Origin of the sequence: Nocardia sp. NPDC058518, assembly GCF_042719655.1 — a bacterium.
GTDB lineage: Bacteria > Actinomycetota > Actinomycetes > Mycobacteriales > Mycobacteriaceae > Nocardia.
This window is the reverse complement of the sequence record NZ_JBHXNJ010000035.1, coordinates 1-12,847: the sequence shown is the minus strand read 5'-3', so window position 1 is coordinate 12,847 and position 12,847 is coordinate 1. Positions and strand designations below refer to the sequence as shown.

Annotated in this window: 14 protein-coding genes; all 14 read left to right on the top strand. The window is 64.9% G+C overall.

Annotation, left to right across the window (positions count from 1 at the left end):
* Positions 1-93 precede the first annotated feature (93 nt).
* The 14 genes from ACFWPX_RS34925 to murA all read left to right on the top strand — a co-directional run bounded on the left by ACFWPX_RS34925 (position 94) and on the right by murA (position 12,392).
* On the top strand, positions 94-759 hold the full coding sequence (locus ACFWPX_RS34925) for an L-threonylcarbamoyladenylate synthase (RefSeq protein ID WP_378921883.1): 666 nt from the start codon (positions 94-96) through the stop codon (positions 757-759).
* Between the two features lie 13 nt (positions 760-772).
* Positions 773-1,903: a glycosyltransferase family 4 protein gene (locus ACFWPX_RS34920; protein ID WP_378921885.1), complete on the top strand. Its 1,131-nt coding sequence runs from the start codon at positions 773-775 to the stop codon at positions 1,901-1,903.
* A gap of 28 nt (positions 1,904-1,931) precedes the next feature.
* Positions 1,932-2,390 (top strand): hypothetical protein, encoded by a 459-nt coding sequence (locus ACFWPX_RS34915; protein WP_378921886.1) that lies wholly within the window; start codon positions 1,932-1,934, stop codon positions 2,388-2,390.
* Between the two features lie 286 nt (positions 2,391-2,676).
* A complete protein-coding gene (gene atpB, locus ACFWPX_RS34910; protein ID WP_378921888.1) occupies positions 2,677-3,531 on the top strand; it encodes a F0F1 ATP synthase subunit A in 855 nt (284 codons plus the stop codon).
* A 73-nt stretch (positions 3,532-3,604) separates the two neighbouring features.
* The gene (locus tag ACFWPX_RS34905; protein ID WP_056817903.1) at positions 3,605-3,853 is read left to right on the top strand and encodes an ATP synthase F0 subunit C; all 249 of its coding nucleotides are present in this window, start codon (positions 3,605-3,607) and stop codon (positions 3,851-3,853) included.
* Positions 3,854-3,858: 5 nt separating this feature from the next.
* The gene (locus ACFWPX_RS34900; protein ID WP_378921890.1) at positions 3,859-4,413 is read left to right on the top strand and encodes a F0F1 ATP synthase subunit B; all 555 of its coding nucleotides are present in this window, start codon (positions 3,859-3,861) and stop codon (positions 4,411-4,413) included.
* Positions 4,414-4,432: 19 nt separating this feature from the next.
* Positions 4,433-5,245, top strand: a complete 813-nt coding sequence (locus ACFWPX_RS34895) for a F0F1 ATP synthase subunit delta (RefSeq protein WP_378921892.1) — start codon at positions 4,433-4,435, stop codon at positions 5,243-5,245.
* A gap of 56 nt (positions 5,246-5,301) precedes the next feature.
* Positions 5,302-6,942, top strand: a complete 1,641-nt coding sequence (gene atpA, locus ACFWPX_RS34890; RefSeq protein ID WP_378921894.1) for a F0F1 ATP synthase subunit alpha — start codon at positions 5,302-5,304, stop codon at positions 6,940-6,942.
* 58 nt (positions 6,943-7,000) lie between these two features.
* Positions 7,001-7,972, top strand: coding sequence for a F0F1 ATP synthase subunit gamma (locus ACFWPX_RS34885; protein ID WP_378921896.1), 972 nt, complete (start codon positions 7,001-7,003; stop codon positions 7,970-7,972).
* A 25-nt stretch (positions 7,973-7,997) separates the two neighbouring features.
* The gene (gene atpD, locus ACFWPX_RS34880) at positions 7,998-9,446 is read left to right on the top strand and encodes a F0F1 ATP synthase subunit beta (RefSeq protein WP_056817894.1); all 1,449 of its coding nucleotides are present in this window, start codon (positions 7,998-8,000) and stop codon (positions 9,444-9,446) included.
* A 6-nt stretch (positions 9,447-9,452) separates the two neighbouring features.
* Positions 9,453-9,830: a F0F1 ATP synthase subunit epsilon gene (locus ACFWPX_RS34875; RefSeq protein WP_358179681.1), complete on the top strand. Its 378-nt coding sequence runs from the start codon at positions 9,453-9,455 to the stop codon at positions 9,828-9,830.
* Between the two features lie 186 nt (positions 9,831-10,016).
* Complete coding sequence (locus ACFWPX_RS34870; RefSeq protein WP_378921898.1) at positions 10,017-10,445, top strand: DUF2550 domain-containing protein; 429 nt, start codon at positions 10,017-10,019, stop codon at positions 10,443-10,445.
* Positions 10,442-11,020 (top strand): cob(I)yrinic acid a,c-diamide adenosyltransferase, encoded by a 579-nt coding sequence (locus ACFWPX_RS34865; RefSeq protein WP_378921900.1) that lies wholly within the window; start codon positions 10,442-10,444, stop codon positions 11,018-11,020. The genes ACFWPX_RS34870 and ACFWPX_RS34865 overlap by 4 nt, the downstream gene beginning before the upstream one ends.
* Positions 11,021-11,111: 91 nt before the next feature.
* A complete protein-coding gene (gene murA / locus ACFWPX_RS34860) occupies positions 11,112-12,392 on the top strand; it encodes a UDP-N-acetylglucosamine 1-carboxyvinyltransferase (protein WP_378921902.1) in 1,281 nt (426 codons plus the stop codon).
* The last annotated feature ends 455 nt before the right edge of the window (positions 12,393-12,847 follow it).

Here is a 12,847-nt window from a genome sequence, read left to right as displayed (position 1 = left end):
GAGGCGGGAAAGTCCCCCTACATCTGACCGTCGGCCCGACAGCTACACTCTTGCCGCACCTACGACCCGCTAAATACCCGGAGAGGCGGAACAGTGAGTACCGTCTATGACTGTGCTGAGAGCGACTCGCGTGCCGCTGGGATCACGGCGGCGACCAGCGCGTTGAAGTCCGGTCGATTGGTCGTGATGCCTACCGACACGCTCTACGGACTCGCCGCCGACGCGTTCGATTCCGCCGCGGTGAGCGATCTGCTGGCCGCCAAGCGGCGCGGGCGGGACATGCCGGTGCCGGTGCTCGTCGGGTCGTGGCACACGATCGATGGACTGGTGTTCTCGGTGCGGCCGCAGGCCAGGGAGCTGATTCGCGCGTTCTGGCCCGGTGCGCTGAGTCTTGTTGTGCAGGCAGCGCCCTCACTCGCATGGGACCTCGGCGATACCCGTGGCACGGTGATGTTGCGGATGCCGTTGCATCCGGTGGCGCTCGAATTGTTGCGTGAGGTCGGCCCGCTGGCGGTATCCAGCGCCAATGTGTCGGGGCAGCCGCCCGCGACCACCGCCGCGCAGGCGCGTGAGCAGCTGGGGTCGCTGGCGAGTGTGTACCTCGACGGTGGTCCGGCCGAGCACGCCCTCGCCTCGACGATCGTCGACCTCACCGCGGATCAGCCGCGGGTGTTGCGGGAGGGTGCTGTGCCGGTGGCCGATATCGCGGAGGTGCTCGGGATGGTGCCGGAAGCCCTGATCAGCTCCGCGCAGCGGTGATCGCACGCCGCTGATGAGCTCAGTCGTTCCGCTGCGCGAGCTACTGCTCGTGCTGCTCGTCTCGGCCACGGTGACCTTCCTGGCCACCGGCGGTGTCCGGATGCTCGCCATCTCGTTCGGCGCGGTGGCGGTGCCACGTGAGCGCGACGTGCACGTGAAGCCGATTCCGCGGATGGGCGGACTCGGTATCTATTTCGGTGTGGTCGCCGCGGTGCTGTTCGCGCATCAGCTGCCCGCGCTGCGAAGAGGTTTCGACTACACCCCTGACATTCCGGCGGTGCTGGTGGCCGCCACGATCATCGTGCTGGTCGGCATCGTCGACGACCGCTGGGGCCTGGACGCGCTCACCAAATTCGTCGGCCAGATCACCGCGGCGGGCGCGATGGCGGTGATGGGCCTGGGCTGGTACGTGATCTACAACCCGTTCAACGGCACCACCGTCGTGCTCGACCAATTGCAAGGCGGTCTTGTCACCGTCGGGATCACCGTCACCCTGGTGAATGCGATGAACTTCGTCGACGGCCTCGACGGGCTGGCCGCCGGTCTCGGCTTGATCTGCGCGAGCGCGGTTTTCGTGTTCTCCATCGGTTTGCTCTACGACCAGGGCGGCTCGGTCGACACCTATCCGCCCGCGTTGCTGGCCGCCGCGCTGGCGGGCGCCTGCCTCGGATTTCTGCCGCACAATTTCTCGCCCGCCCGAATATTCATGGGCGATACCGGGTCGATGATGATCGGTTTGATCTTGGCCGCGGTATCCACCGGCGCCTCCGGCCGAATTCCGCTACAGGGTTACGGCCCGCGCGACATTGTGGGTTTGCTGTCGCCGCTGTTGCTGGTCGGCGCGGTGATGTTCATTCCGGTGCTCGACCTGTTGCTGGCGATCGTGCGCCGGGTGCGCGCCGGCGTGAGTTTCTCCACACCGGACAAAATGCATCTGCACCACCGATTGCTCCAGATCGGACATTCGCACCGGCGCGTGGTCTTGCTGATCTATTTATGGGTCGGCGTTCTCGCGTTCGGCGCGGTGGGAACTTCATTGATGGATAGACGTCTTGTTGTCTTGCTGGTGGCAGGCGGATTGGTGTTCGCGCTGGTAGTGACCGCGATCCCGTCCGTGCGCAGAACAGAGTCGACGCAGCACTGAGTTCGGCGTGCAAGGTAAAGTTCGGGCCGTGAGCTTTACACCCAAAACCGTGCCAGGCCCTGACGCCCCCCTGCGCGCCGCGCTGCGCTACGGCCTGATCGGCCTCGGCGTGCTCGTGGTCGTCTCCGTGGCGATCGCGTCGGCGGTGGCCGGGATGCCCGGTTTGTGGGGCGCGTTGCTGGGCGCCGCGATCGGTGGTGGGTTCATTCTCACCACGGTCGTCGCGGTGCTGCTCGGCGCCAAGCTGCCCCCGACCATGGCGGGCGCGGTCATGCTGGTCAGCTGGGTCGGCAAGATGCTGGTGGCGCTGCTGGTGATCGTGGTGCTCAACCAATTCGACTTCTACAGCAGGCCCGCACTGTTCTTTACGGTGGTAGGAGCCCTGCTGATCGTTCTCGGTGCCGAGACGTACGGCGTTGTGAGCCAGAAGGTTCCGTACGTCACGACACGCGCGGGAGACAGCGAAACGGCTTCCGAGCAGGAATAATCCCACCCAGCTACGCACTGTCGTAGATAGCTTGGTAAAGTGTTGGTAAGCAAGCACCCAAGCTAGAGGCTCGGCCCGACCAACTCGGGGCATTGCCTCGAGTTGGTCGGGGGGATCATTACGATCCCACCCGGTGCCGCTATGCTTACTGCCGATCCGGGTGGAATGTGCCCGGTTGAAGCATGTCGACGATGTCGCCGACGCCCGAACAGAAGCCGATACGGGTTACACCGTACGAGCGGCTGTCGAATTTCGAGCCGACCAGAGTCGACCCCATTGATCGTCAATGTCCGATCGAACCGCGGGAATGACCGTCGTACCCGCGGCCCGAACACGGGAGAGAACGCTGAGCGTCATCACTTTGGCGGCGGGCGAGTTCCACGCGCCATCGCTGTCCGACTTCTTCCCTCCAGCAGTGCTGTTCGAGGGTACGCCGTTCGAACTCGATCGTCTGATGCTGGTCCGCCTGTTGATGACCGCCGTTGTGGTGATCGTGTTCCTGCTGGCTTTCCGCTCGCCGAAGATCGTGCCGCGCGGCCTGCAGAACCTGATGGAAGCCGGTGTGGTTTTCGTCAAGGAGCAGATCGCCGACGAAGTACTCGGTAAGGAAAACGGTAAGAAGTTCCTCCCGCTCCTGGCGACGATCTTCTTCACGGTTCTCTTCCTGAACTTCTCCGGTGTGATTCCAGGATTGAACATCTCGTCCAATGCGCGCATCGGCATGCCGCTGGTCTTGGCCGCGATCGTCTACATCACCTACAACTTCGTCGGCATCCGGAAGTACGGGTTCTTCTCCTACATCCGGCACAGCATCGTCGTTCCCGACGTGCCGGTCGCGCTGCACGTGCTGCTGATCCCGATCGAGTTCATCTCGACCTTCATCCTGCGCCCGTTCACGCTGACCGTCCGACTCATGGCCAACATGCTGGCCGGCCACATCATGCTGGTGCTGTTCTTCAGCGCGACCTGGTACTTCCTGTTCGACGCCACCGCGTGGATGAAGGTCTTCTCGCCTTTCTCGCTGCTGGCAGGCATCGGCTTCACGCTGTTCGAGCTGCTGGTCATCGCGCTGCAGGCCTACGTATTCGCACTGCTGGCCGCCGTGTACATCGGCGAGGCCCAGCACGCCGCCGACCACTGACCTGACTGAACCAACTACCGGAAACCTGCTACACGCGCCGACCGGCGGGTGAGCAACAGAAAGGGAAAGATTCATGAGCCTCGCTTACCTGGCCCAGGAAGCCGCGACCACCGAGAGCACCTTCAAGGGCTTCGGCGCCATCGGCTACGGTCTGGCCGCGATCGGCCCCGGCATCGGCGTGGGTATCGTCGTCGGTAAGGCCATCGAGGGCATCGCTCGTCAGCCCGAGCTGTCCGGCCAGATCCGGACCACCATGTTCCTCGGTATCGCGTTCACCGAGGCCCTGGCGCTGATCGGCCTCGTCGCCGGCTTCATCTTCTGATTCCGATGCGCGAACTCATCACGCTCGCCGCAGAGGGAGAGGATGTGAATCCCCTCCTCCCCGCAACGTACGACATCGTCTGGTCGATCGTCTGTGTCGCCATCATCGGCGTGCTCTTCTGGAAATACGTGATCCCGCGTGTGACCAAGACACTCGAAGACCGCACCGACAAGATCGAAGGCGGTATCGCCAGGGCCGAAGCAGCCCAGGCCGAAGCACAGCAGACGCTGGAGCAGTATCAGCAGCAGCTGGCCGACGCCCGGCTCGAGGCCGCGCGCATCCGTGAGGAAGCACGCACCCAGGGTCAGCAGATCCTCGCGCAGATGCGCACGGATGCCCAGTCCGAAAGCGACCGTATCGTCGCCGCCGGTCATTCCCAGCTGGAAGCCCAGCGCCAGCAGATCCTGACGGAGCTGCGTTCCGAGGTCGGCCGTACGGCCGTCGACCTGGCCGAGAAGATCATCGGTCAGTCTGTTTCGGACGAAGCCAAGCAGGCGGCGTCGATCGACAAGTTCCTCAGCGAACTCGACGACACCGACGCCATCGGGGTCGGAAGGTAGCGACGCGAAAGTGAGAAGCATGTACGCAGCGAGCCGCGAGGCCAGTACCCGGTCTCGCGAGGCGCTTCGGGTCGCTCTGACCGGAAGCGAAACTGTTGCGGCCACAACGGGGTCGGAACTGTTCGCCGTTGTCGCCGTGCTGGACGACCAGCGTTCGCTGCGTGTGGCGCTCGCGGACGCCTCGGTGCCGGGTTCGGCGCGCGCTGAACTCAGTGAGCGGGTCTTCGGCGGCAAGGTCAGCGCTGCCACGCAGGCAGTGCTGACCACCGCGGTGGCGCAGAACTGGTCACGCACCCGCGATCTGGTCGACACCCTGGTGCTGCTCGGGCAGGAAGCTCTGCTGGAGTCGGCCGCCGTCGGCGGCCGTCAGGACGCGGTGGAGGACGAGCTGTTCCGGCTCGGACGCATCGTCGCCGACAATCCGCAGCTGGAGCAGGCACTCTCCGATCAGGGCAAGCCCGCCTCGGCGCGGCGCGAACTGATCGAGCGGCTGCTCACCGGCAAGGTCGAGCCGGTCACCCTGGCGCTGGCCGAGCAGGCGGTGACCCGCCTGCGGACCAACAACATCGGCGTCGCCCTCGACGCCCTGTCCGATCTGGCGGCGGCCCGTCGTGACCAGATCGTCGCCCACGCGCACTCGGCGGTCGAGCTGAACGATCAGCAGAAGGAGAAGCTGTCGGCTTCCCTGCAGCGGATCTACGGCAAGGCGGTCACCGTGCACGTGCAGGTCGACCCGACGCTGCTGAGCGGCGTCGTCGTCCGCGTCGGAGACGACGTGATCGACGGCAGCGCCACCGGCCGACTGGAGAAGCTGCGTCGGGCACTGTCCTGACGAACGGCTCAACTCCAACCCCCGACATTCGAGACCACAGCGAGAGCAGGAACAACATGGCGGAGCTGACGATCTCCTCCGACGAGATCCGTAGCGCGATCGAGAGCTACACCCAGAGCTACACCCCGGAAACCTCCATCGAAGAAGTCGGCCTCGTGACCGACACCGGCGACGGCATCGCGCACGTCAGCGGTCTGCCTTCGGCGATGGCCAACGAGCTGCTCGAGTTCCCCGGCGGGGTCCTCGGCGTCGCGCTGAACCTCGAGGACACCGAGATCGGTGCCGTCATCCTCGGCGAGTACGCCTCGCTGGAAGAGGGCCAGCAGGTCCGTCGCACCGGCGACGTGCTCTCCGTTCCCGTGGGTGACAAGTTCCTCGGTCGCGTCGTCAACCCGCTCGGCCAGCCGATCGACGGCCTGGGCGAGATCGAGACCGACGAGCGCCGCGTGCTGGAGCTGCAGGCCGCGTCCGTGCTGGAGCGTCAGCCGGTCGAAGAGCCCCTCGCAACCGGTATCACCGCGATCGACGCGCTGACGGCCATCGGCCGCGGCCAGCGTCAGCTGATCATCGGCGACCGCAAGACGGGCAAGACCGCCGTCGCGATCGACGCGATCCTGAACCAGAAGGCGAACTGGGAGACCGGCGACGCCGACAAGCAGGTTCGCTGCATCTACGTCGCGATCGGCCAGAAGGGCTCCACCATCGCGGGCGTCAAGACCGCGCTCGAGGAGCACGGCGCGATGGAGTACACCACCATCGTCGCGGCCCCGGCCTCCGATTCCGCCGGCTTCAAGTGGCTGGCTCCGTACACCGGTTCGGCCATCGGCCAGCACTGGATGTACCAGGGCAAGCACGTCCTCATCGTGTTCGACGACCTGACCAAGCAGGCCGAGGCGTACCGCGCCATCTCGCTGCTGCTGCGTCGTCCGCCGGGCCGCGAGGCGTACCCCGGTGACGTCTTCTACCTGCACTCCCGTCTGCTGGAGCGTTGCGCGAAGCTGTCCGACGAAATGGGCGGCGGCTCGATGACCGGTCTGCCGATCATCGAGACCAAGGCCAACGACGTCTCGGCGTTCATCCCGACCAACGTCATCTCCATCACCGACGGCCAGGTCTTCCTCGAGTCCGACCTGTTCAACAAGGGCGTCCGCCCGGCGATCAACGTCGGTACCTCGGTCTCCCGTGTCGGTGGCGCCGCGCAGACCAAGGCCATGAAGAAGGTCGCCGGTTCGCTGCGTCTGGAAATGGCGCAGTACCGCGAGCTGGAGGCGTTCTCCGCCTTCGCCTCCGACCTCGATGCCGCGTCGCTGGCGCAGCTCGAGCGTGGTGCCCGCTGGGTCGAGCTGCTCAAGCAGGACCAGTACTCCCCGGTCTCGGTCGAGGATCAGGTCGTCTCGATCTTCCTGGTCGACGCCGGCTACTACGAGTCGGTGCCCGTCGCCGACGTGCGTCGCTTCACCGCCGAACTGCTCGAGTACCTGCACGGTGCGACCCAGAGCTCGTTCGACGCGCTCGAGGGTGGCAAGAAGCCGCTCGCCGGCGAGGCCGCCGACGCGATCAAGGCCGAAACCGACAAGTTCAAGCAGGGCTTCCTCGATTCGGACGGCAAGCGCATCGTGAACGAGGCTGCCGCAGGCGAGCTGGACCACGAAGAGGTCGAGTCGCTGTCGGTCACCCGCAAGCACGTCGACAAGTAAGCCGGGTCATGATGTCGGCAATTTCCGATCTGGCGAATGAAGGGAGTGTGAACCGCTAGTGGCAAGTTTGCGCGAATTGCGCTCCCGCATTCGTGGTGTGAATTCGATCAAGAAGATCACCAAGGCTCAGGAACTGATCGCGACCTCGCGAATTTCCAAGGCCCAGGCCAGGGTTGCGGCTGCCAAGCCGTACGCCGAGGAGATCACCAAGGTCCTCGGCGAACTGGCGAGCGCTTCGAAGAACCTGTCGCACCCGCTGCTGACCGAGCGTCCCAACGCTCGTCGGGCCGCTGTCCTGGTGATCACCAGTGACAGCGGTATGTGCGGTGGCTACAACTCGAACGTGCTCAAGCGTGCCGAGGAGCTCATGACCTCGCTGCGTGGCGACGGCAAGGAACCCGTTCTGTACGTGATGGGCAACAAGGGCATCACGTACTACAAGTTCCGCAACCGTCCGTTCCAGGCGTCGTGGGCAGGCTTCTCCCAGCAGCCCAAGTACACCGATGCGTCGTCCGCGTGCAAGCACCTGGTCGAGGCCTTCATGGCCGGCTCCGAGGGCGAGGTCACCTCGCTCGACGAGACCGGAACCATCGAGGGTGTCGACGAGCTGCACATCGTGTACACCAAGTTCGTGTCGATGCTGACCCAGAATCCGGAGGTGCGCCGCCTGGCGCCGATCCAGGTCAGCTACGTCGACGAGAACTACGAGCTCGGCGACGACATGATGTCGGACTCGCCGAACGTGGTGGCCACGGCACAGTACGAGTTCGAGCCGGACGCCGATGTACTGCTCGGGGCTCTGCTGCCCAAGTACATCAACACGCGTATCTACGCATCGTTGCTCGAGGCAGCGGCATCCGAGTCCGCGGCTCGGCGCACCGCAATGAAGGCGGCGACCGATAACGCCAACGAGCTGGCCAATGTGCTCCAGCGCGAGGCGAACTCGGTGCGTCAGGCCCAGATCACGCAGGAAATCAGCGAAATCGTCGGCGGCGTCAACGCGCTGGCGTCGAGCTCGGACCGCGACTAAGAAGCGCAGGAAGAGAACCAATCTAATGACCGCAGCTGTCACTCAGGACAACGCGAAGAAGGCGGGCGAAACCGCTGGACGCGTCGTCCGTGTCATCGGCCCCGTCGTGGACGTCGAGTTCCCGCGTGGCGCCATTCCCGAGCTGTTCAACGCTCTGAACTCCGACATCGAGCTCCCGTCGGTGGCCAAGACCCTCACCCTCGAGGTCGCTCAGCACCTCGGCGACAACATCGTGCGCACCATCTCGATGCAGCCGACCGACGGCCTGGTCCGTGGCGCGACCGTCACCGACACCGGCAAGCCGATCTCGGTGCCCGTCGGCGACATCGTCAAGGGCCACGTGTTCAACGCCCTCGGTGACTGCCTCGACACCCCCGGCCTCGGCCGGGACGGCGAGCAGTGGGGCATCCACCGTCAGCCGCCGAGCTTCGACCAGCTCGAGGGCAAGACCGAGATCCTCGAGACCGGCGTCAAGGTCATCGACCTGCTGACCCCGTACGTCAAGGGCGGCAAGATCGGTCTGTTCGGTGGTGCCGGTGTCGGCAAGACCGTTCTGATCCAGGAGATGATCACCCGTATCGCTCGCGAGTTCTCGGGCACCTCGGTGTTCGCGGGCGTCGGTGAGCGTACTCGTGAGGGCACCGACCTCCGTCTGGAAATGGAAGAGATGGGCGTCCTTCCGGACACCGCCCTCGTCTTCGGCCAGATGGACGAGCCGCCGGGCACGCGTATGCGCGTCGCCCTGTCGGCGCTGACCATGGCGGAGTACTTCCGCGATGTCCAGCACCAGGACGTGCTGCTCTTCATCGACAACATCTTCCGTTTCACCCAGGCCGGTTCCGAGGTCTCGACCCTGCTGGGTCGCATGCCTTCGGCCGTGGGTTACCAGCCGACGCTGGCGGACGAGATGGGTCAGCTCCAGGAGCGCATCACCTCGACCAAGGGTCGCTCGATCACCTCGCTGCAGGCGATCTACGTCCCCGCCGACGACTACACCGACCCGGCGCCGGCGACCACCTTCGCCCACCTGGATGCGACGACCGAGCTTTCGCGCCCGATCTCGCAGAAGGGCATCTACCCGGCCGTCGACCCGCTGACCTCGACCTCTCGTATCCTCGAGGCTTCGATCGTCGGCGAGCGCCACTTCCGGGTCGCCAACGAGGTCAAGCGGATCCTGCAGAAGTACAAGGAACTGCAGGACATCATCGCCATCCTCGGCATGGACGAGCTCTCCGAAGAGGACAAGGTCCTCGTCGGTCGCGCCCGTCGCCTGGAGAAGTTCCTCGGTCAGAACTTCATCGTCGCCGAGAAGTTCACCGGCCAGGTCGGCTCGGTCGTTCCGCTGGAACAGACCATCGACGACTTCGACCGTGTCTGCAAGGGCGAGTTCGACCACTACCCGGAGCAGGCGTTCAACTCCTGCGGTGGTCTCGACGACGTCGAGGCAGCCGCGAAGAAGATCCTCGGGAAGTAGTCCACTATGGCGGAGATGACAGTTGATCTCGTAGCTGTCGAACGCAAGCTCTGGTCCGGCCAGGCTTCGTTCGTCAGCGCGCAGACCACCGAAGGTCAGATCGGCATCATGGCAGGCCACGAGCCGCTGCTCGGTCAGCTCGTCGAGGGCGGCACGGTTTCCATCGTGTCGACCGACGGCGAGCGGATCGTCGCCGCGGTGCACGGCGGCTTCTTCTCGGTCACCGCCGACACCGTGCGTGTGCTGGCCGAGTCCGCGGAACTCGCGGGCGAGGTCGACGTCGACGCGGCGCGCAAGGTGCTGGCCGACGCGAGCGCCACCGAGGTGGAGCTGCGCGCGGCGCAGGGCCAGGTGCGCGCGGTCGAAGCGACCGTGACCGACTGATCGCAGTAGAACGACGCTCTGCCGGCGAGGAACTTCGGTTCCTCGCCGGCAGAGTTGTTTGTGCCGCCTTTTTCGTGGGGATCGACGATCCGGCCGAAGCGCCGACCAGCGGGCGTGATTGAATGGAGGAGCGGGGGTTTAGTGCCACCGGTAAGAGCGAAAGGGCGTACGGCATTGCAAACCGGGATGGTTCTCCTGATCATTCTGGTGCTGACGCTCGTGTTCGTAGCCGGGGCCTCGACCTATCGCCTGGTGATGTTGCGCCGCGGGGGCACGGCCGCGCTACTACGCACTCTGCCCGCGCGCGGCGGCCAAGGCTGGCGGCACGGGCTCATTCGCTACGACGAGGATCGCCTCGTCTTCTTCAAACTGACCAGCCTGAAATTCGGCCCCGACTCTACGGTGCATCGGCAGGGCCTCGAGATCGTCGAGCGCCGAGCGCCACAGGGCGACGAATTCGACATCATGACCGATGACATCGTGGTGGTAGCCGTCACCGATCCGCAGAACAGTTTCGAGTTAGCGCTCGACCGCGGTTCGATGGCGGCTTTTCTGTCCTGGGTGGAGTCGCGACCGTCCGATCGCGCCCGCCGTACTCGTGGAGGCCCGTCGTGAGTGTGCACCTGACCCGCATCTACACCCGCACGGGTGACGACGGAACGACCGGTCTCAGCGACTTCTCCCGCGTCGCCAAGAACGATCCACGGCTGATCGCCTACGCCGACTGCGACGAAGCCAACGCCGCCCTCGGTGTCGCCGTCGCCCTCGGTGCGCCCGAACCCGCGGTGCTCACGGTGCTGCGCCAGATCCAGAACGATCTGTTCGACGCCGGCGCCGACCTGTCCACCCCGGTTGTCGCCGAACCGAAGTACCCGCCGCTGCGCATCACCCAGCCCTATATCGACCGGCTGGAGAAGTGGTGCGACGAGTTCAACGACGGTCTGGCACCGCTGAATTCGTTCATCCTGCCCGGCGGCACGCCGTTGGCTGCGTTGTTGCACACAGCTCGCACGGTGGTGCGCCGCGCCGAGCGATCCGCGTGGGCAGCCGTCGATTCCCACCCCGACGACACCAGTGTGCTGCCCGCGAAATACCTGAATCGACTCTCGGACCTGCTGTTCATCCTCAGCCGGGCCACCAACCCCTCCGGCGACGTGTTGTGGCAGCCCGGCGGCGGACTACCGCGCTGAAAGCGACTCTCCGAGGCGAAGAATCGGTCGGTTTCTTGTTCTTTCGTGGCAGGGGGGCGTGTCGTCGCGTGACGGTCGATAAGCTGGCGTGGTGAGCGAACGGTTTCTGGTCTCCGGCGGCAATCGACTCGTCGGCGAGGTCGCGGTCGGCGGCGCGAAGAACAGCGTGCTGAAGCTGATGGCTGCCTCGTTGCTGGCCGAGGGCACGACCACCATCACCAACTGCCCGGACATCCTCGATGTCCCCCTGATGGCGGAGGTCCTGCGCGGCCTCGGCTGCGATGTGACGATCTCCGACGACGTCGGCGGCGACAACTCGGTGGTGACCATCGATACCCCCGCCGAACCCAAGTACCACGCGGATTTCCCCGCGGTGACCCAGTTCCGCGCGTCGGTGTGTGTGCTCGGTCCGCTGATGGCGCGGTGCAAACGTGCCGTGGTGGCGCTACCCGGTGGTGACGCGATCGGATCGCGTCCCCTCGATATGCACCAGGCAGGCCTTCGCCTGCTCGGCGCGACCAGCGAGATCGAGCACGGGTGCGTCGTCGCCCGCGCCGACGAGCTGCAGGGTGCGCGGATCCGCCTCGACTTCCCGTCGGTCGGCGCGACCGAGAACATCCTGATGGCCGCGGTCCTGGCCGAAGGGGAGACGGTCATCGACAACGCGGCGCGCGAGCCCGACATCGTCGACCTGTGCACCATGCTCGTCCAGATGGGTGCGCGGATCGAAGGTGCCGGTTCCTCGGTGCTCACCGTGCAGGGGGTCAAAAGCCTCTCGCCCACCACGCACCGGGTGATCGGCGACCGCATCGTCGCCGCCACCTGGGGGATCGCCGCCGCGATGACCACCGGCGATGTCCGGGTCACCGGCGTCAACCCCAAGCACCTGGCCCTGGTGCTGGACAAGCTGCGCTCGGCCGGCGCGCGAATCTCCTACGAGCCCAACGGCTTCCGGGTCGTGCAGGCCGAGCGTCCGCGCGCGGTGAACTTCGCGACGCTGCCGTTCCCGGGTTTCCCGACCGATCTGCAGCCGATGGCCATCGGCCTTGCCGCCATCGCCGACGGCACCTCGATGATCACCGAGAACGTCTTCGAGGCGCGGTTCCGTTTCGTGGAGGAGATGATCCGGCTCGGCTCCGACGCCCGCACCGACGGCCACCATGCGGTGGTCCGTGGGATCCCGCGGTTGTCGAGTGCACCGGTCTGGTCTTCCGACATCCGCGCGGGTGCGGGCCTGGTACTGGCCGGCCTCGTCGCCGACGGTGTCACCGAAGTGCACGACGTCTATCACATCGACCGCGGCTATCCGAGGTTCGTCGAGCAGATGCAAGCACTCGGAGGACAGGTCGAACGGGTCGATGTGCCGAAATAGGCTCCTGACCAGCCGATTTGACTTCGTGTTGGTCGACACGTAACTTTATTCGAGTCAGAGCGACACGGACACCGACTCAGCCGCCCAGCGGCCGGGACACGAGGTAGGACGTTGAGCGCCTGACTGATCATGTGTTCAGGGCAACATGCTCCGGGATTTGCTTCCGAGGTTGGTCTTGAGCTAAAGTACGAACCCTTGCCTCACCGAAACCCCTACCAGATGTTGTGGGTAGAAGTGTGTGCGTGTGTTCTTTGAGAACTCAATAGTGTGTCGATGAATGTCAGTGCCAATATTTATATTGGTTCCAGCTTTCATGTACCCCCCGGTCATGGAAGTTGGACATTGAAAACAACAGCGAATTTTTTTGCTGGTGTTTGGCTTTGCTAGGTTTTCGGACTCTAGTTAGATAATTTTGATTGCACCCTCGGGTGTTTTCGAGAGTCTTCAACGGAGAG

Coding starts and splice junctions, on each gene's coding strand:
- ACFWPX_RS34920 (WP_378921885.1), top strand. CDS start 773: ATGAGCTCAGTCGTTCCGCTGCGCGAGCTACTGCTCGTGCTGCTCGTC.
- atpB (WP_378921888.1), top strand. CDS start 2,677: ATGTCCGATCGAACCGCGGGAATGACCGTCGTACCCGCGGCCCGAACA.
- ACFWPX_RS34905 (WP_056817903.1), top strand. CDS start 3,605: ATGAGCCTCGCTTACCTGGCCCAGGAAGCCGCGACCACCGAGAGCACC.
- ACFWPX_RS34900 (WP_378921890.1), top strand. CDS start 3,859: ATGCGCGAACTCATCACGCTCGCCGCAGAGGGAGAGGATGTGAATCCC.
- ACFWPX_RS34895 (WP_378921892.1), top strand. CDS start 4,433: ATGTACGCAGCGAGCCGCGAGGCCAGTACCCGGTCTCGCGAGGCGCTT.
- atpA (WP_378921894.1), top strand. CDS start 5,302: ATGGCGGAGCTGACGATCTCCTCCGACGAGATCCGTAGCGCGATCGAG.
- atpD (WP_056817894.1), top strand. CDS start 7,998: ATGACCGCAGCTGTCACTCAGGACAACGCGAAGAAGGCGGGCGAAACC.
- ACFWPX_RS34875 (WP_358179681.1), top strand. CDS start 9,453: ATGGCGGAGATGACAGTTGATCTCGTAGCTGTCGAACGCAAGCTCTGG.
- ACFWPX_RS34870 (WP_378921898.1), top strand. CDS start 10,017: ATGGTTCTCCTGATCATTCTGGTGCTGACGCTCGTGTTCGTAGCCGGG.